General features: G+C 55.3%; 27 protein-coding genes. 26 read left to right on the forward strand and 1 reads right to left on the reverse strand.

Annotated elements, in window-relative coordinates; genetic code table 11:
- The first annotated feature begins 9 nt into the window (after positions 1-9).
- From rpsS to rplQ, 24 genes are all read left to right on the forward strand, one after another.
- Complete coding sequence (gene rpsS / locus ACUZ9P_RS08480; protein ID WP_298996505.1) at positions 10-294, forward strand: 30S ribosomal protein S19; 285 nt, start codon at positions 10-12, stop codon at positions 292-294.
- 9 nt (positions 295-303) lie between these two features.
- Positions 304-642: a 50S ribosomal protein L22 gene (gene rplV / locus ACUZ9P_RS08485; RefSeq protein ID WP_022658152.1), complete on the forward strand. Its 339-nt coding sequence runs from the start codon at positions 304-306 to the stop codon at positions 640-642.
- Between the two features lie 3 nt (positions 643-645).
- On the forward strand, positions 646-1287 hold the full coding sequence (rpsC, locus tag ACUZ9P_RS08490) for a 30S ribosomal protein S3 (RefSeq protein WP_022658153.1): 642 nt from the start codon (positions 646-648) through the stop codon (positions 1285-1287).
- The gene (rplP, locus tag ACUZ9P_RS08495) at positions 1287-1700 is read left to right on the forward strand and encodes a 50S ribosomal protein L16 (RefSeq protein ID WP_022658154.1); all 414 of its coding nucleotides are present in this window, start codon (positions 1287-1289) and stop codon (positions 1698-1700) included. The genes rpsC and rplP overlap by 1 nt, the downstream gene beginning before the upstream one ends.
- The gene (gene rpmC / locus ACUZ9P_RS08500) at positions 1701-1931 is read left to right on the forward strand and encodes a 50S ribosomal protein L29 (protein WP_298996508.1); all 231 of its coding nucleotides are present in this window, start codon (positions 1701-1703) and stop codon (positions 1929-1931) included.
- A gap of 2 nt (positions 1932-1933) precedes the next feature.
- Positions 1934-2197, forward strand: coding sequence for a 30S ribosomal protein S17 (rpsQ, locus tag ACUZ9P_RS08505; RefSeq protein WP_022658156.1), 264 nt, complete (start codon positions 1934-1936; stop codon positions 2195-2197).
- Between the two features lie 9 nt (positions 2198-2206).
- A complete protein-coding gene (rplN, locus tag ACUZ9P_RS08510; RefSeq protein WP_022658157.1) occupies positions 2207-2575 on the forward strand; it encodes a 50S ribosomal protein L14 in 369 nt (122 codons plus the stop codon).
- A 9-nt stretch (positions 2576-2584) separates the two neighbouring features.
- Positions 2585-2917, forward strand: coding sequence for a 50S ribosomal protein L24 (gene rplX, locus ACUZ9P_RS08515; protein WP_022658158.1), 333 nt, complete (start codon positions 2585-2587; stop codon positions 2915-2917).
- Between the two features lie 9 nt (positions 2918-2926).
- Positions 2927-3466, forward strand: coding sequence for a 50S ribosomal protein L5 (gene rplE, locus ACUZ9P_RS08520; RefSeq protein WP_022658159.1), 540 nt, complete (start codon positions 2927-2929; stop codon positions 3464-3466).
- A gap of 10 nt (positions 3467-3476) precedes the next feature.
- Positions 3477-3662 carry a type Z 30S ribosomal protein S14 gene (locus ACUZ9P_RS08525; protein WP_012624307.1) on the forward strand — a complete coding sequence of 62 codons (186 nt, stop codon included), beginning with the start codon at positions 3477-3479 and terminating at the stop codon, positions 3660-3662.
- 102 nt (positions 3663-3764) lie between these two features.
- Positions 3765-4145: a 30S ribosomal protein S8 gene (gene rpsH, locus ACUZ9P_RS08530; RefSeq protein ID WP_022658160.1), complete on the forward strand. Its 381-nt coding sequence runs from the start codon at positions 3765-3767 to the stop codon at positions 4143-4145.
- Positions 4146-4155: 10 nt separating this feature from the next.
- On the forward strand, positions 4156-4695 hold the full coding sequence (gene rplF / locus ACUZ9P_RS08535; RefSeq protein ID WP_298996513.1) for a 50S ribosomal protein L6: 540 nt from the start codon (positions 4156-4158) through the stop codon (positions 4693-4695).
- Between the two features lie 11 nt (positions 4696-4706).
- On the forward strand, positions 4707-5066 hold the full coding sequence (gene rplR / locus ACUZ9P_RS08540) for a 50S ribosomal protein L18 (protein ID WP_192113620.1): 360 nt from the start codon (positions 4707-4709) through the stop codon (positions 5064-5066).
- Position 5067: 1 nt separating this feature from the next.
- A complete protein-coding gene (gene rpsE, locus ACUZ9P_RS08545; protein WP_022658163.1) occupies positions 5068-5580 on the forward strand; it encodes a 30S ribosomal protein S5 in 513 nt (170 codons plus the stop codon).
- Between the two features lie 2 nt (positions 5581-5582).
- Positions 5583-5759, forward strand: coding sequence for a 50S ribosomal protein L30 (gene rpmD / locus ACUZ9P_RS08550; RefSeq protein WP_022658164.1), 177 nt, complete (start codon positions 5583-5585; stop codon positions 5757-5759).
- A 17-nt stretch (positions 5760-5776) separates the two neighbouring features.
- Positions 5777-6241, forward strand: coding sequence for a 50S ribosomal protein L15 (rplO, locus tag ACUZ9P_RS08555; protein WP_298996519.1), 465 nt, complete (start codon positions 5777-5779; stop codon positions 6239-6241).
- A gap of 121 nt (positions 6242-6362) precedes the next feature.
- Complete coding sequence (gene secY / locus ACUZ9P_RS08560) at positions 6363-7676, forward strand: preprotein translocase subunit SecY (protein WP_298996522.1); 1314 nt, start codon at positions 6363-6365, stop codon at positions 7674-7676.
- A gap of 61 nt (positions 7677-7737) precedes the next feature.
- Entirely contained in the window at positions 7738-8532 is a 795-nt protein-coding gene (gene map, locus ACUZ9P_RS08565; RefSeq protein ID WP_298996525.1) for a type I methionyl aminopeptidase, read from the forward strand.
- Between the two features lie 137 nt (positions 8533-8669).
- The gene (rpmJ, locus tag ACUZ9P_RS08570) at positions 8670-8783 is read left to right on the forward strand and encodes a 50S ribosomal protein L36 (RefSeq protein WP_005027799.1); all 114 of its coding nucleotides are present in this window, start codon (positions 8670-8672) and stop codon (positions 8781-8783) included.
- Between the two features lie 15 nt (positions 8784-8798).
- Positions 8799-9167, forward strand: a complete 369-nt coding sequence (gene rpsM, locus ACUZ9P_RS08575) for a 30S ribosomal protein S13 (RefSeq protein WP_022658169.1) — start codon at positions 8799-8801, stop codon at positions 9165-9167.
- A 123-nt stretch (positions 9168-9290) separates the two neighbouring features.
- The gene (gene rpsK, locus ACUZ9P_RS08580; RefSeq protein ID WP_136399285.1) at positions 9291-9680 is read left to right on the forward strand and encodes a 30S ribosomal protein S11; all 390 of its coding nucleotides are present in this window, start codon (positions 9291-9293) and stop codon (positions 9678-9680) included.
- A gap of 47 nt (positions 9681-9727) precedes the next feature.
- A complete protein-coding gene (gene rpsD, locus ACUZ9P_RS08585; protein ID WP_298996530.1) occupies positions 9728-10354 on the forward strand; it encodes a 30S ribosomal protein S4 in 627 nt (208 codons plus the stop codon).
- Between the two features lie 12 nt (positions 10355-10366).
- Positions 10367-11410 carry a DNA-directed RNA polymerase subunit alpha gene (locus ACUZ9P_RS08590; protein ID WP_022658172.1) on the forward strand — a complete coding sequence of 348 codons (1044 nt, stop codon included), beginning with the start codon at positions 10367-10369 and terminating at the stop codon, positions 11408-11410.
- On the forward strand, positions 11400-11855 hold the full coding sequence (gene rplQ / locus ACUZ9P_RS08595) for a 50S ribosomal protein L17 (RefSeq protein ID WP_449249379.1): 456 nt from the start codon (positions 11400-11402) through the stop codon (positions 11853-11855). The genes ACUZ9P_RS08590 and rplQ overlap by 11 nt, the downstream gene beginning before the upstream one ends.
- Positions 11856-12580: 725 nt before the next feature.
- Here the strand turns inward: rplQ and ACUZ9P_RS08600 are convergent.
- On the reverse strand, positions 12581-12967 hold the full coding sequence (locus ACUZ9P_RS08600) for a hypothetical protein (RefSeq protein ID WP_449249380.1): 387 nt from the start codon (positions 12965-12967) through the stop codon (positions 12581-12583).
- A 1045-nt stretch (positions 12968-14012) separates the two neighbouring features.
- Between ACUZ9P_RS08600 and ACUZ9P_RS08605 the strand changes: the two genes are divergently transcribed.
- Together ACUZ9P_RS08605 and ACUZ9P_RS08610 are read left to right on the forward strand one after the other, a co-directional pair.
- A complete protein-coding gene (locus ACUZ9P_RS08605; RefSeq protein ID WP_449249381.1) occupies positions 14013-15260 on the forward strand; it encodes a Glu/Leu/Phe/Val family dehydrogenase in 1248 nt (415 codons plus the stop codon).
- A gap of 233 nt (positions 15261-15493) precedes the next feature.
- A complete protein-coding gene (locus ACUZ9P_RS08610) occupies positions 15494-16918 on the forward strand; it encodes a sodium:solute symporter family protein (protein ID WP_449249382.1) in 1425 nt (474 codons plus the stop codon).
- Positions 16919-16957 lie beyond the last annotated feature (39 nt).

The raw sequence follows: 16957 nt of genomic DNA on the forward strand, positions 1-16957 counted from the left end.
GAGTAGCTCATGCCGAGATCGTTGAAAAAAGGGCCGTTTGTTGACGGCCATCTGATGAGAAAGGTCGACAGCACCGTGGCCAACAGCGACCGCCGTGTAGTCAAGACCTGGTCGCGCCGCTCGACCATCCTGCCCGAAATGGTGGGACTGACCTTTGCGGTGCACAATGGCAAGAAGTTCGTGCCGGTGTTCGTTACCGAAAACATGGTTGGCCACAAGCTGGGTGAATTCTCGCCCACTCGTACCTTCCATGGGCATGCCGCCGACAAAAAGGCCAAGGCCGGCAAGAAGTAGGGTAGGCATATGGAATCTAAAGCTATTGCAAAATTCCAGCGCGTTTCGCCGCGCAAGACCCGTCTTGTGGCCAAGAACGTGCAGGGTCTTGGAGTGGAGGAGGCTATGAACCTTCTGCGCTTCACGCCCAACAAGCCCGCTGGCGTGCTTTTCGGCGTGCTCAAGAGCGCGTTGGCCAATGCCTCGCAGCTGGGCGGCGTTGATGTGGATGCCATGGTGGTGAAGGAAATCGTGGTGAACGAAGGCCCCACCTGGAAGCGCTTTATGCCCCGGGCTCAGGGCCGGGCGACCAAGATTCACAAGCGCACCAGCCACATCACCGTTATACTCGCAGAAGGGCAGGAATAGGCTATGGGTCAGAAAGTACATCCGTTCGGGTTCCGGCTTGGGTATAACAAGAATTGGCAGTCCCGCTGGTTCAGCAAGAAGGACTACCCTGCCTTTGTCTATGAAGACAGCAAAATCCGCGCGTTCGTGAAGAAGCTCCTGTTTCATGCCGGGGTTTCCAAGATCGAGATCGAACGTGCCGGCGGCAAGGTACGGCTTATCCTTTCCACCGCTCGCCCCGGTATTGTTATCGGCCGCAAGGGTGTGGAAATCGAAAAGCTTCGCAACGATCTTCGTCAGAAGTTCGGCCGCGAGTTCTCTCTTGAAGTGAACGAAATTCGTCGCCCCGAAGTGGACGCCCAGCTGGTGGCCGAGAACATCGCCCAGCAGCTTGAGCGCCGCGTGGCCTTCCGGCGCGCTATGAAGCGTACCGTGTCCATGGCCCGCAAGTTTGGCGGCGAAGGCATCAAGGTAACCTGCGCCGGACGTCTGGCCGGTGCAGAAATCGCCCGTACCGAATGGTACCGCGATGGCCGAGTGCCCTTGCAGACCCTGCGTGCCGACATTGACTACGGTTTTGCCGAAGCGCACACCACCTACGGCATCATTGGTGTCAAGGTGTGGATCTATAAGGGTGAAATCCTTGACAAAGAGGTTGATCAGTAATGCTTGCGCCCAAAAGAGTTAAATTCCGCAAGTGGCAGAAAGGCCGCCTGCGTGGCCTGGCCACCCGCGGCGCCACCATTGCGTTTGGTGATATCGGCCTTAAAACCGTGCAGCATGGCCAGCTTTCCAGCCAGCAGATTGAAGCTGCTCGTATCGCCATGATGCGTCACATCAAGCGTGGCGGCAAAGTGTGGATCCGTGTGTTCCCCGACCGCCCCGTCACGGCCAAGCCTCTGGAAACCCGTCAGGGTTCCGGTAAGGGCGCGCCCGTGGGTTGGTGCGCTCCGGTCAAGCCCGGTCGCGTGCTGTATGAAATCAAGGGCGTGAGCCTTGACCTCGCGCGTGAGGCGCTGACCCGCGCCGCTCACAAGCTGCCCGTTAAGACCATCATTGTGGTGAGGGAGGGCATCTAAATGGCTGCCAAGAAAAAGACCGAAACCGCCGCCCGGCCCGCCGCACAGGATTTGCGCTCCATGAGCGTGGAAGAACTGCGCACGGCTCTTACCGAGCAGCGCCAGGAACTGATGAACGCCCGCTTCAAGCATGCCGCTGCGCAGCTTGAAAAGACTTCCGAACTGAAAGTCATGCGTAAGCAGGTGGCGCGCATCGAGACCGTATTGAACGAAAAGGAACAGAGGGCCTGAACATGCAAGCTCTGGAAGATCGCAAGGGCAGAATGCTGACCGGCATTGTGGTGAGCGACAAGAACGACAAGACCATTGTCGTGCGCGTCGAGACCCTGGTCAAGCATCCTCTGCTTAAGAAGTATGTGAGGCGCCGCAAGAAGTTCACGGCTCATGATCCCATGAACGAATGCGGTATGGGCGACAAGGTTAAAATTGTGGAGTTCCGTCCGCTTTCGCGCAACAAGCGCTGGCATCTGGTCTCCATCATTGAAAAAGCCGTGTAGGGTAGTGCCATGATCCAGGTAGAATCGACGCTTCAGGTGGCCGATAATTCCGGCGCCAAAAAGGTTGCCTGCATCAAGGTGCTGGGCGGTTCACACCGCCGCTACGCCTCGGTGGGCGACATTATCGTGGTTTCCGTTAAGGAAGCAATGCCCCACAGCAAGGTTAAGAAGGGCGATGTTATGAAGGCTGTTATCGTGCGTACCGCTAAAGAAGTGCGTCGCATGGACGGCAGCTACATCAAGTTCGACGGCAACGCCGCTGTGTTGCTCTCCAACCAGGGTGAGCCGGTGGGTACGCGTATCTTTGGCCCCGTGGCCCGTGAGCTGCGCGCCCAGAACTTTATGAAAATTATTTCGCTGGCCCCGGAAGTGCTGTAGGAGACCGTCATGAAAATGTATCGCATCCGCAAGGACGACAAGGTGATGGTAATCGCCGGCAAGGACGCGGGCAAAATCGGCAAGGTGCTGAAGATCCTGCGCAAGAAGGATCGCGTGCTTGTGGAAAAGACCAACATGGTCAAGCGCCACATGCGCCCCAACCCCTATGCCCAGCAGCCTGGCGGTATCGTGGAAAAGGAAATGCCTATCCACGTGTCCAACCTTATGGTTGTCTGCTCTGCCTGCGGCAAGGCCACTCGAGTGGGTTACAAGACCATCGAGTCCGAGGGCAAGGAAAAGAAAGTGCGCTTCTGCAAAAAGTGCAACGAAGTAATGGAATAAGGTGATACGATGACACGCCTTGAAAAGATATATAGAGAGAAGGTGGTTCCGGTACTGCAGAAGGAGTTCAGTTACTCCTCTTCGATGCAACTGCCCGGTATCGAAAAGATCTCTCTGAACATCGGCCTTGGCGCCGCTAGCTCGAACAACAAGCTGATGGAAGAAGCCATGGCGGAACTTACCGCGATTGCTGGCCAGAAAGCTGTGGTTACCCGGGCTAAAAAGTCCATCGCCGCATTTAAGCTGCGCGAAGGCATGCCTATCGGTGTGCGCGTCACCCTGCGCAAGGAACGCATGTGGGACTTTCTGGACAAGCTTATGAACTTTGCCTTGCCCCGAGTGCGTGACTTCCGTGGTATTCCTGACCGCGGTTTCGATGGACGCGGCAATTTCACCCTGGGCATCAAAGAACACACCATCTTCCCCGAACTGGAAGCTGACCGTGTTGAAAACCCCAAGGGCATGAACATCACCATCGTCACCACGGCGGCCACGGACAAAGAAGGCAAGTTCCTTCTCGACCAGCTTGGCATGCCGTTCCGCAAGTAGGAGTTAAGCAATGTCCCGTACTTCTCTGGAAGTAAAGGCCAAGCGCAAGCCTAAGTTCAGCGCCCGCGCCTACAATCGCTGCCCGCTTTGCGGTCGCCCCAGGGCTTTCCTGCGCCAGTTCGGCATCTGCCGTATCTGCTTCCGCAACATGGCCCTTCGTGGTGAACTGCCCGGCGTGCGCAAGTCGAGCTGGTAAAATTTCCGGGTGTGCAAACACCCGGGAGGCGCGCCCTGCGCGCCAGCGGGAAGTGGCGGCATCGTGCCGTCAACCCCGCCCCCAAACTCTCAGGAGCATTCGATGTTGACAGATCCCATTGCGGATATGCTCACGCGCATCCGCAACGCGCATTTGGCCCTGCACAAGGAAGTAAATGTGCCGAGCTCGAAGATGAAGGAATCTTTAGCCGCCATCCTCAAGCAGGAAGGTTACGTCGAAGACGTGGCCGTGGCCGAAAAAAACATTGTTATTACCCTTAAGTACCAGAAGGGAAAGCCCGTCATCAGCGGGTTGAAGCGTGTGAGCACGCCCGGTCGCCGGGTTTATGTTGGCGCGCATAACATCCCCAGGGTGCAGAACGGCCTCGGCATCTGCATTTTGTCCACGTCCAGCGGCGTGCTGGACGGCATGACCGCCCATGAGAAGAAGGTGGGCGGCGAACTTCTGTGCGAAATCTGGTAGGCGGTGCACCATGTCGAGAATAGGTAGACTGCCCGTTGCCGTTCCCAATGGCGTTGAAGTCAAGATCGGAACGGATGTTGTGGAAGTTAAAGGGCCCAAGGGCTCGCTGAGCACCCCTGTCTGCTCTCTGCTCACTTACGAGCAGGCCGATGGTCACGTGACCCTTGGCCGTATAGAAGATACCCGCCAGAGCCGTTCGCAGCACGGCCTGCGCCGTACCCTTATTGCCAACTGCATTGAAGGCGTTACCAAGGGCTTCTCCAAGGGCCTGGAAGTTATCGGTGTCGGTTACCGCGTGGCGGTCAAGGGCAACATTATCGAGCTTTCAGTGGGCTATTCCCACCCTGTGCTCGTTGAACTGCCCGACGGCATCAAGGCCGTGGTTGAAGGTCAGGTTCTGACCCTCTCCGGCATCGACAAGGAACTTGTGGGCGAAATGGCCGCCAAGATTCGCCGCATTCGTAAGCCTGAACCCTACAAGGGCAAGGGCATCAAGTACGTTACCGAGACTATCCGCCGCAAGGTTGGTAAGTCCGGCGGCAAGAAGTAGGGGGGCGCGTCATGAAATACAGCAAGAACGAATCCCGGCAGCGCCGCAAGATCCGTATCCGCAAGAAAGTCAACGGCACCTTTGAGCGCCCGCGTCTGGTTGTGTTCAGGTCCAACCTGCACATCTACGCCCAGATCATCAACGATCTGGACGGCGTGACCCTGGCTGCCGCCTCTACCCTTACGCTTTCCAAGACCGAAGCCGGCATGCACTGCAACAAGAGCGGCGCCGAGATGGTGGGCAAGGAAATTGCCCGGATGGCCAAGGAGAAGAATATCAATCAGGTGGTATTCGATCGCAACGGGTACATTTATCACGGTCGCGTCAAGGCCGTAGCCGACGGCGCCCGCGAAGGCGGCTTGGAGTTCTAATATGCGTCAGGAAAATACTGAAACTCAGCAGAACGAGTTGGGCGAAATCGAAAAGATCGTTTCCCTCAACCGCGTGGCCAAGGTCGTCAAGGGCGGTCGCCGTTTCAGCTTCAGCGCCCTCGTTGTCGTGGGCGATGGCAAGGGCGGCGTGGGCTTCGGTCTGGGCAAGGCCCAGGAAGTGCCTGAAGCACTGCGCAAAGCCACCGAACGCGCTCGCAAGAACCGCGTTCAGGTTGCCCTGGTTGAAGGCACCCTTCCTTATGAAGTGCTCGGTCGTTTCGGCGCCGGTCGCGTCATGCTGAAGCCCGCCTCTGAAGGTACCGGCATCATTGCCGGCGGTGCCGTGCGCGCCGTCATGGAAGCCGTAGGCATCCGCGACGTCCTCGCTAAGGCCATTGGTACCAACAATCCGCACAACGTGCTTCGTGCCACCATGCAGGGCCTCGTTTCCCTGCGCAGCGCCGAAGATGTTTCGGCCCTGCGCGGTAAGAAGCTGGAAGCCCCGAGGAAGTAACCATGGCAGAAATCAAGGTAAAACTCGTGCGTTCGCGCATCGGCTCCACGCCTGCGCAGCGCAAGCTGCTGGACTCCCTTGGCCTCAAGCGCCGCGAGATGGTCAAGACGTTCAAGGATACCCCGGCTATCCGGGGCATTATCGCCAAAGTTCCGCATATGGTTGCCGTTGTTGAGTAACGGCCAAAGGATATACCATGCAACTGCACAATCTGTTTCCTTTTCCGGAAGAGCGTAAGACCCGCCGTCGCGTGGGCCGTGGCTCTGGTTCCGGTCTGGGCTGCACTGCGGGCAAGGGCCACAAAGGGCAGAACGCTCGCGCCGGTGGCGGTGTCCGCCCTGGTTTCGAAGGCGGCCAGATGCCCCTGCAACGCCGTTTGCCCAAGCACGGTTTTAAGAATGCTCCCTTCAAGGTCACCTACGACATCGTCAATCTTGACGCGCTCGTGTCGGCCTTCCCGGGCAAAACCACCATCACCCTTGACGACATGTACGCTCGCGGTATTGTCCGCATGGGCGCGCCCGTGAAAATTCTTTCGCGCGGCGAAGTCTCAGGTGCTCTGTCGGTGGAGGCTCACAAGTTCAGTCAGTCTGCTGCGGAAAAGATCCGTCAGGCTGGCGGTAACGTCACTGAGCTGGAAGCGGTTTCTGCCGCTGAATAATTCAGGTGGCCGCGCGTAAGCGCGGCCTCACGGCTTTCACTGGCGTCATTGCCCGCCGCGAGGCGGGCAATGACGTTGCGCACATACTGCGCCACAGGCGCACAAACGCAACGAGTGTTTCATGGCAGTAGGATCGGCAAACAATATGGCGGGCCAGGCTTCGCTGACCAAACGCATCGGCTGGACCTTCCTGATTTTGTGCTGCTACCGCATTGGCGTTCACGTACCCATTCCGGGCGTTGACGCTTCTGCGCTGGCGTCGTTTTTTCAAAGCATGTCCGGCACGCTTTTCAGCCTGTTCGACATGTTTTCTGGCGGCGGCCTGTCCAACGTCTCGGTGTTCGCTCTGGGCGTCATGCCTTACATTTCGGCAAGCATTATCATCCAGCTTTTGCAGGTGGTCAGCCCCGACGTCAAGCGCATGGCCAAGGAAGAAGGACAGGCGGGACGGCGTAAAATTACGCAGTACACCCGTTACCTCACAGTGCTTATCACCCTGGTGCAAGGCCTTGGCATTGCCGTTGGTCTGGAAAATATGACCAGCCCCGCTGGCGCGCCTGTGGTTCTAGCACCCGGCTGGCATTTCCGTCTTGTGACCATGGCGACCTTTACGGCTGGTTCCGTGCTGGTCATGTGGCTTGGCGAGCAGATCACGGAGCGCGGTATCGGCAACGGTATCTCGCTGATCATTTTCTGCGGTATTGTTGTGGGCATTCCCCGTGGCATCATCCAGTCTGTGGCTCTTATTCAGGCTGGCGACATGAGCATCTTCATGGCAATTGTTATCGTGGTCTTGATGGCTGCGGTTACTGTAGCCATCGTGTTCGTGGAGCGCTCACAGAGAAGAATCCCAATCAGTTACGCCAAGCGTCAGGTTGGGCGTAAAATGTACGGTGGTCAGAACTCGCACCTGCCTTTGCGTCTGAACACGGCGGGCGTTATTCCGCCTATTTTCGCATCTTCTTTGTTGCTGTTTCCTGCTACCATTGGTCAGTTTTCGACCAATCCTTATGTGAAGCAGGCAGCAGAATTCTTCTCGCCGCACGGCGTTGCTTACAACGTCCTGTATGTGGCCTTGATGTTCTTTTTCTGCTATTTCTATACGGCAATCATTTTTGATCCCAAGGATATGGCTGAAAATCTGAAGAAGAACGGCGGGTTTATCCCCGGGATTCGTCCTGGTGAAAAAACCCAGGAATACGTGGACACGGTGCTTTCGCGGCTGACCCTTTCGGGGGCCACCTATATTTCAATAGTCTGCCTGCTGCCCATGCTGCTCATCAGCAACTTCAACGTGCCCTTTTATTTTGGCGGCACGAGTTTGCTGATCCTTGTGGGTGTGGCCATGGACTTCATGAATCAGGTGGAATCACACATGATCTCCAGCCAGTATCAGGGCCTCATGGCCAAGGCGCGGAAGAGCGGCAGGCTTTAGAAAGTTGGGGCAGGCCTCTGGCTTGCCCTCCGCTTTCGCAAGCGCGGATGGTGATTGTATAATGAAAAAATATCACGGCGCATTCATCAAGAATGAAAGGGAAGTGGCCTGCCTGCGGGAAGCAAACCGCATGGTGGCCAACATACTGGATGCCGTGGGCGATATGGTGGAGCCGGGCCTGCCTACCATGCGTCTTGAAGAGTTGGCGCGCGACATGTGCGCCGACTATAAGGTAAAGCCAGCGTTTCTGGGCTACTGCGGTTATCCTTTCGCTCTGTGCTGCTCGGTCAACGAGCAGGTGGTGCATGGTTTTCCTTCTGCGCGGCTGCTTAAGGAAGGCGATATCGTCAGCATCGACATGGGCGTTGTTTATGAAGGTTTTGTGGGCGATGCCGCTCGTACCTTTCCGGTTGGAAAGGTCAGCGACGAAACCCGCAAGCTCATGCGGATAACGGAAGAAAGCCTGTACGTTGGCATTGAACAGGCCCGGGCTGGCAATGATGTCTACGACATCGGAGCAGCTGTTCAGGATTATGTTGAGGCAGCCGGTTTCAATGTTGTGCGACGTTTTGTTGGGCATGGCGTGGGCGCAAAAATGCATGAAAAGCCCGAAGTTCCTAACTTCAGGCCGGGCATGCGTGGGTTGACCTTGCAAAACGGCATGGTCATTGCCATTGAACCCATGGTAACTGTTGGCACTTACGAAGTGGACATTCTGGACGATCAGTGGACCGCCGTGACTCGCGACGGTTTGTGGGCCGCTCACTTTGAACACAGTGTTGCCATAACCCCAAATGGCCCCCAGATTCTCAGCATTTCGGACCGTGGTTTGAACCGGCACACAATTGAAGGTTGACATCAGCGTTAAAGCTGGATAAAGATTTTCGTTCCCGTCCTTATTTTGAGGACTGCGGCCTGTTGTTCTATCGTGGCGAAGCCGCAAGCCGGATCTTTATTTGGTCAATGCAATGGTTTCTTATTGGAGATTGAGGTATGAAAGTAAGACCTTCCGTCAAGAAAATATGCCCCAAGTGTAAGGTTATCCGGCGCAAGGGAGTGCTTCGAGTTATCTGCGAAAACCCCCGGCACAAGCAGCGCCAGGGCTAGGGCAGGAGACTAATTGTGGCGAGAATAGCAGGTGTTGATTTGCCTCGCGGCAAACGGGTGGACATTGCGCTCACCTACATTTATGGCATTGGCCGTACCACGGCCATGAAAATTCTGGATACCACCGGCGTTAACTGGGAGCGTAGTATTGACGACCTCTCTGCTGACGAAGTTAACGAGATCCGTAAGGAACTCGAACAGAACTACAAGGTGGAAGGCGACCTGCGTCGCGAAATCTCCAGCAACATTAAGCGCCTTATGGACATTGGTTGTTTCCGTGGTCTGCGTCACCGTCGCGGCTTGCCCGTGCATGGTCAGCGCACCCATACCAATGCCCGCACCCGTAAGGGACCCCGCCGCGGCGCCGTAGGCAAGAAGAAGTAGCGGTGCGGCTGCGCTTGTCGCAGTTTGTAAAGCGGATGCAGCAATAGTGCTGCCGTGAGGACGAACGGATTTTTCCGCCATTGGCGGAAAAGAATCTGACAAGCTTCCAATTTGAGGTTAGTTATGGCCAGACCCAAGAAAGTGGTCAAGAAAAAGGAAAAGAAGAACGTGCCGGTGGGCATTGCCCACATCCAGGCTTCGTTCAACAATACCATCATTACTTTTACGGATACGCGCGGCAATGCTGTCTCCTGGGCCTCCTCGGGCCAGAGCGGCTTTAAGGGTTCGCGTAAGTCCACCCCTTTTGCTGCGCAGGTTGCCGCTGAAACGGCTGCCCGCAAGGCTCAGGACAACGGCATGCGTACCGTGGGCATCTATGTGAAAGGCCCCGGTTCCGGTCGTGAAGCCGCCATGCGCGCTATTTCGGCTATCGGCTTCAAGGTGGCGTTCATCCGCGACGTTACGCCCATTCCGCACAATGGCTGCCGGCCGCCCAAGCGCCGCCGCGTCTAGTTTGCGCCTAGCGTAAACCGCGCCTAAACCGTAAGAGGTAAAGATAGATGGCTAAATATACTGAAGCCAAGTGCCGCATGTGCCGTCGCGAAGGCTGCAAGCTTTTTCTGAAGGGCGACCGTTGCTTCACTGACAAGTGTGCATACGACCGTCGTCCTTATGCCCCCGGCCAGCATGGCCGCGCGCGCAAAAAGGTCAGCGAATACGCAGTTCAGCTGCGTGAGAAGCAGAAGACCCGCCGCGCGTACGGCATTCTCGAACGCCAGTTCCATGGCTACTTTGAGAAGGCCGAAATGCAGAAGGGTGTTACTGGTACCAACCTGCTCGTTATTCTTGAACGCCGCCTCGACAACGTGGTGTACCGCCTTGGTTTTGCCAACTCGCGCAACCAGGCTCGTCAGCTCGTTCGGCACGGCATTTTCACCCTCAATGGCCGCAAGGTGAACATTCCTTCCTTGCAGATCCGCGTGGGTGACAGCATTGAAGTGCCCGAAAAGAACCGCAAGATTCCGGTGCTCGCTGAAGCTCAGGAAGTCATTGCACGTCGTGGTTGCCCCGCCTGGCTTGAGGCTGACGGCGCCGCTTTCAAAGGCTCTGTCAAGGCGCTGCCGCAGCGTGACGATATCCAGTTCCCCGTCAACGAGCAGCTGATTGTCGAACTTTACTCGAAATAAGCGGGGGTTCGCATGCTTATAAAACAGGGCGAACGCCTTATAAATGCACGCAACTGGTCAGAGCTCGTAAAGCCCGATCAGATCATGCGCGAAGAAGAAACCGCCAGCATCACGCATGGCAAATTCATTTGCGAACCGCTGGAACGGGGCTATGGCACCACCATCGGCAATGCAATGCGCCGGGTTCTTTTGTCGTCCCTTCAGGGTGCGGCCTTCGTATCGGTGAAGATCATCGGTGTGCAGCATGAATTCACCACGGTGCACGGTGTTCTTGAAGACATCACTGATGTCATCCTGAACATCAAGCAGGTTCGTCTGCGCATGGACACCGATGAACCGCAGCGCATTACCCTGCGCGTTGACCAGAAGGGCCCGGTGACTGCCGGACACATCATGGGCAACCAGCATGTTGAAGTGCTCAATCCTGATCAGCACATCGCCACCCTCACTGAGGATGTCGTGCTTGAGATGGAATTTGAGGCTCGCATGGGCAAGGGCTATGTGCCTGCTGACATGCACGAGGGGCTGAACGAGGAAATCGGCGTTATCAAGCTGGATTCCAGTTTCTCCCCTGTGCGTAAGGTGGCCTACACCGTGGAGCAGGCTCGTGTTGGCCAGATGACCAACTATGACCGTCTGCTGCTGGAAGTATGGACCGACGGCTCCCTCACACCCGAGGATGCCATTGCCTACAGTGCCAAGATCATCAAGGACCAGATTTCTGTGTTCATCAACTTTGATGAACGTGTGTCTGGCGACATGCGGCACGGCAGCGGCGAGAGCGGCGAAATCAATGAGCATCTGTACAAGAGCATTGACGATCTTGAATTGTCGGTGCGCGCCACCAACTGCCTGCGCGGCGCCAACATTGCCCTTGTGGGTGAACTGGTGCAGCGTTCGGAAGGTGAGATGCTCAAGACCAAGAATTTTGGTCGCAAGTCGTTGGATGAAATCAAGGGTGTTCTTTTGGACATGGGCCTTGACTTCGGCATGAAGGTCGATTCCTTCGACAAGAAATATCAGGAATGGAAAAGGAAGCAGCAAAATGAGGCATAGCAATTCCGGCAGGAAACTCTCGCGTACGCCTGCGCACCGTAAGGCCCTGTTGCAAAATCTCGCTAAGGCCCTGCTGATCCACGGCAAAATCCGCACCACGGAAATTAAGGCCAAGGAGCTGCGCCGGGTGGTGGAACCCCTGATCACCCTTGCCAAGCGCAATGACCTGCACGCCCGCCGTCAGGCTTACCGTGTGTTGAACGATCACGCTTTGGTTAAGCGCCTTTTTGATGAGATCGGTCCTGTTTTCGCCGGCGTTCCCGGCGGTTACACCCGTATCCTTAAGCTGGCCATGCCCCGTAAGGGCGACAACGCCCCCATGGCCATCATTGAGCTTTCTCGCGCTCTTGAAGCTGCTCCCGCTACGGAAGCCGCCGTTGAAGATGCGCCTGCCAAGCCCAAGCGTACCCGCAAGCCCAAGGCTGAAGAAACCGCCGAAGCGTAACCGCTTTGTTGGTTTGACGAATACTGACGAAGGGGCGCTTTGCGCCCCTTCGTCGTTTTGCACTGCATGCATTCTAGGCTGAATGAGGATAGTTGCAGTGCAAAATCCCCTGAGCGCTTTTTCAAAATACGCCGCATAGATGACCTGCTCAGGCTTCTTGCCTCATTTATCAAATCCTGATTCTGCCCATCAATAAAGTCGGCTGCTCTATCATTCGCGAATTACTGCGCAGAGTCTGCCCTTTTTCCCTATCGTTGCCCTCGAGTAAATTTCTTAGAGATGCGTTTAATTGCCCGTAAAAGCGTCTCAATTGGTCTCATTCCCCTTTTTGGGGGGCGGGGGAATAATAGTCATCATCTGTTGCAAGCGTGTTCAAAGGCAGTTTCAATTTGAGCATTTTTGCTCAATGAAGCCAGATCAAAAGCTCGCATCCTTACTCGCAGTGGATTGGAATATCGTAAGGAAAACTTCGATGGGGGGCCTTAATATTTGTCGCGGAAAGAGCTCGATCTCTTTGGCTGGATGCTCACCAGTGGCTCCTTTTGGGGCTGTACCCAGGAATCATGTGATCTGTTCAAAAAAGTCAGGACAAGCCTGCATAAGGCGAGAAGCAGGGAGTAAAGAACAGGGAACCCGCCCGCAGTGAGGCAGGTTGCCTGTTGAATCAGAAGGAATAGACAATAGTTAGTGTCATTTTCCAGGCTTCTCTGTAGTTAAGGCTGTCACTAGATATTTTTTGGTAGCCACCCCCAGACGTCCTTGTCCAGCCACAAGTGAATATAGCCAAGCTCCAGCACAAAATCCTGATTTTTAGCAGCCTTGTAGGTGCTATTCAGATTTAGCTCAAAACCGGCGTCGCTGGTGGTGAGGTACGTGCCCTGTGGTGCGTTAAAGTCCGTCATGTTGCGGTAAACCGCACGCCCAGAATTGTCCGTAGTCTGGCGTCCTGTAATGTATGAGGCCATTTTGATGTTGTTGGTGTGACTGAAATAGTTAAGCCGGATTATATGGCACAGGGCAGCAACAAAGCTGATGTCTTTTAGGCGAGTGCCTGCACCCCACGTTCCAGAGGGCTTGGTGCCCAGAACTCCCTTGCCCCCAGCGTACAGCACACTGCCACGGCAACCGAATGACGATGATAGGGAATTAGTAGCGTTTGGTAGTGGCAATATACGGCAAGCATTCAGAGCCGTTGTGCGGGTTATCGTCGTCACCGCTGAAACTCCAGCCATAGAAGCCTTGCACGCCCCAATCAAAGGCATATTCGGTCAGAAGCATCCCAAACCAGCCGGATCGGTTCAGGTATTCCCTACCGTGATCAACTGCGCCGTAACGGAGCTTGCACCATCCGCGCCGAGCGCGCCACCATGATTGGCCATGCCCCAGCACTGCTCGCCGATTTCAAAAAAACTGTACCGGACAACTTTTCGGAAGCGACCGCATCGAGTTGTCAATGCATGCGGTTATACGCTTCAAAATAGTCTCTCGGCTGGTGCATGGATGACCATTGCTGGCCATTGACTGTCTCACCCGCGCGGCTTTTGTTCATAAAGTTGCGACCGTTGACGTGGTCAAAAGCAAAATGCCAAGCCCTTCGACTTTTAAGTCGATAGCCAAGCTTTGTCCGCTCATTGCAAAAAAACAGCAGACTCCCGCAATAAATGATACAAAACCCTTCATTAGAACCGCCGTCTATTCAGTATTCAATGTCCCTCCCTCTCCCCTCAAGAAACAATCCTTTCCGCGGTGAACCTGCTGCGTTTTTTTGTTGCGCTCCTTTTCTGGGCTTAAACGTTTCAGACATCCTTTGCTGAAGAGGGAGCATATTGATGCTCATTTATTAACGCTCGTTAACTATTTAATCACGTTTCCGAACCTGCAGCGAGGCTCACCCCCGCGATTGTGATTTATATAACGTAAAAAAAGATCGTTTTTGCAATAGATTAAGTGCATCCTCCCCAATTTTTTAATCGTATTTATTGTATGGCATGCCTTTTGCTTCCATTGATACATATTTGGACTGTTGCAGAAACTGTTTGCTTGATGAATGATCACTGTTTTTCTGATTATTGTTTTTACTATTAAATCCATATGCTCATGAAATAACATGAAATGCATGCGGATTTGATAAAAATAACAGACTAAATGGAGGATGACATGGCTACAGCAACTACAGCTCTTGAAAATGCACTCGCACAACTGGAACAAGCGGCAGCCCTCGCCGGACTCGAACCCCATGTTCATGAATTTCTCAAGCGTCCCATGCGTGAACTTACAGTGCGCATCCCCCTTAAAATGGATAATGGTACTGTAAAAATTATCGAAGCCTACCGTTTTCATCACAACTGGGCCAACGGCCCCATCCGTGGCGGCACGCGTTTTCATAAGGATGAAACGCCCGATGACGTGCGCGCGCTGAGCATGTGGATGACCATCAAAAACGCCTGCAACAACATCCCCAACGGCGGCGGCAAGGGCGGCATTGCCGTTGACCCAACCACCTTGTCTCTTAACGAACTGGAGAGGTTGTGCCGTGGCTATATCCGCGCCATCTCTTCCATCACCGGCCCCTGGATGGATTTTCCCGGCGCGGACATCGGCACCGATGCCCGCACCCAAAGCTGGATGCTGGACGAATGGGAAGCCATGCACCAGCGGCTTGAACCGGCTGCCGTGAGCGGCAAAGCCATGCCCCTTGGCGGTTCTGCCGGGCGCGCTCTGGCCACTAGCCGTGGCGTGCAGTACGCCACCCGTGCGGTTGCGGCCTCTGTGGGCAAGCCCATGTCGAGTTTGCGCGCTGTTGTGCAGGGTTTTGGCAAGGTGGGCGGAAACCTTGTGTCGCTGTACAATGAAGACAATGTGACCATCTGCGGCGTAAGCGACGTGAACGGCGGCATCTACAATGCCGATGGTCTCGATGTGAAGGACGTGTTTGCCTGGTTTGAAGAAAAGGGCACCCTGACCGGGTATCCCAAGGCCAAAGCCGTGACCAACGCGGAGCTGCTGGTGCAGGATTGCGACGTGCTGGCCCCCTGCGCCGTACAGAGCGTTATCACCCCTGAAAATGCGGCTAACGTTAAGGCTTGGGCCATTATGGAAGGTGCCAACGGCCCTGTGACTGTTGAAGCCGAAAAAATTCTGCGCGACCGCAAGATTATCGACTGCCCCGATGTGTACGCCAACTCTGGCGGCACCCAGGTGGCGCATTTTGAGCGCATTCAGAACCTCAATAATGACTGCTGGACTGAAGAATTCGTCAACAAGAAGCTCGAAGGCGTGTTCCTTGACGTATTCAATGAAATATATGCGGTCTCCAACGAGAAAAACATCACCATGCGCATGGCCTGCTGGGTCAAGGCGTTGAACCATACAGTGGCTTCCATGAAGTGGCGTAGCTGGGTATAGGCGTTTTAGAAGCATAAGCTTAACGCCGTATCAAGGGGGGCAGCCGAGATTTGTGCCTCTGAACCAGAAATGGCGACCTCCCTGTTTTACCTCAAGCAACTGCACGTATGCAGGTTACCCAAAGTGCGCCCAACGGGGTGCGCAATGCAGGCCGCCCGCCTGAACACCAACAGGCGGGCGGCAGTCATTGCTGGGGCCTTTATGCTGGCATTACAATCATCGGGTGAGGTCATATGGAAGTCAGTTTTGTTCATTATCTGGGCATGTTTCTGGTGGTCGGCATTACCCTTGGATACTCAATTTATTCCGCGCGCAGCGTAAAATCTGCGGACGGGTTCAGCCTTGTGGGCCGCGCCGCTTCTTCTCCTCTGGTGGCGGGCGGTATCGTGGGCGTTATTATCGGCGGCGGCGCAACGGTGGGCACGGCGCAGCTGGCCTATCAGGCCGGTCTTTGCGCCTGGTCGTATTCTCTTGGTGCAGGGTTGGGTTTTTTGGTGCAGGGCATTTTTTACGCCCGCGCCCTACGGCGCACCAATCTTGAAACCGTTCCCGAATTTTTTGGCCTGCATTATGGCAAATACGCTGCCCCGGTCATCAGCATATGCGGTACCTTGAGCATGCTGTGCGGCTGCGTGGCCGGCGTCATTGCGGGGATAAATATACTGGCCGCAATCCTTAAAATCAGCCCACTTGCGGCAACCTTTCTGCTTGCGGCGCTTGTGCTTATGACCGTGTTTTTCAGCGGTCAGAAAGGCAGCAGCGTTACTGGCATTATAAAAATGAGCGTACTGTGGGTGGGCCTGCTGGTAGGCAGCGCGGTGGCTGTGGTGTCGCTGTACGAACTTCCTGATTTCTCTACGGTGTTTCCGCATGAGCCCTGGCTGAACCTTTTCAGCACCGGTAAGGGGCAGGTGCTCGGCAACATATTCTCTACCGTGGTGGGCATTTGCTGCTCGCAGAACTACATTCAGGCACTGTACTCAGCCAGCGATGCCCGCACGGCTTCTCGCGGGGCCATCATGGCTGGCCTGGTGGTTATCCCCGTTGGGCTGCCCATTGTGGCCATTGGCATGTTCATGCATGCGCAAAATCCGGCATTGCCTCCCATTTTGGCCTTGCCTACGTTTTTCTTCACCTATTTGCCCGACTGGTTTGGCGGCATAGCCATTTCGGGGGTGCTGCTGGCCATCATCGGTTCTACCGCAGGGCAGGCTTTGGGCATTGGCACCATGATTTCGCGCGACTTTGTGGGCAATGTGTTCAAGGTTACATCAAGCGAGGGGATTCTGAAGGCCAACCGGATTACCCTTGTCATCGTGACCGCGATCTTTTCGACTCTGGCCTATACGTATCTTCATTCAACCGTGCTGTACTGGAATTTCTTCTCCTTCCTGCTGCGCGGCGGCGGTGTTTTTGTGCCGCTGACACTGGCGATTTTCAAGCCCGGCTGGCTCTCGCCTTTCTGGGCTCTGACCTCCATCATTTGCAGCACCACGGCAGCCATTGTCGCCAAGCTGGCTTTCGATGTGAGCCAGCCGCTGTTCCTTGCCTTGGGCATCAGCCTTGCCATTGTGGCCTTGGGGGTTGTGGTCTCTGGTAAGAGCTACCGGGCTGCCTACATTAACGCGCAGGCCGAAAAGCAGGCCGACCCTGTGTAGCGGGGCGGTGGCAAAAGTTGCTGAGGCAGAATTTGTAGT

It is taken from the genome of Desulfovibrio intestinivivus, assembly GCF_053570665.1.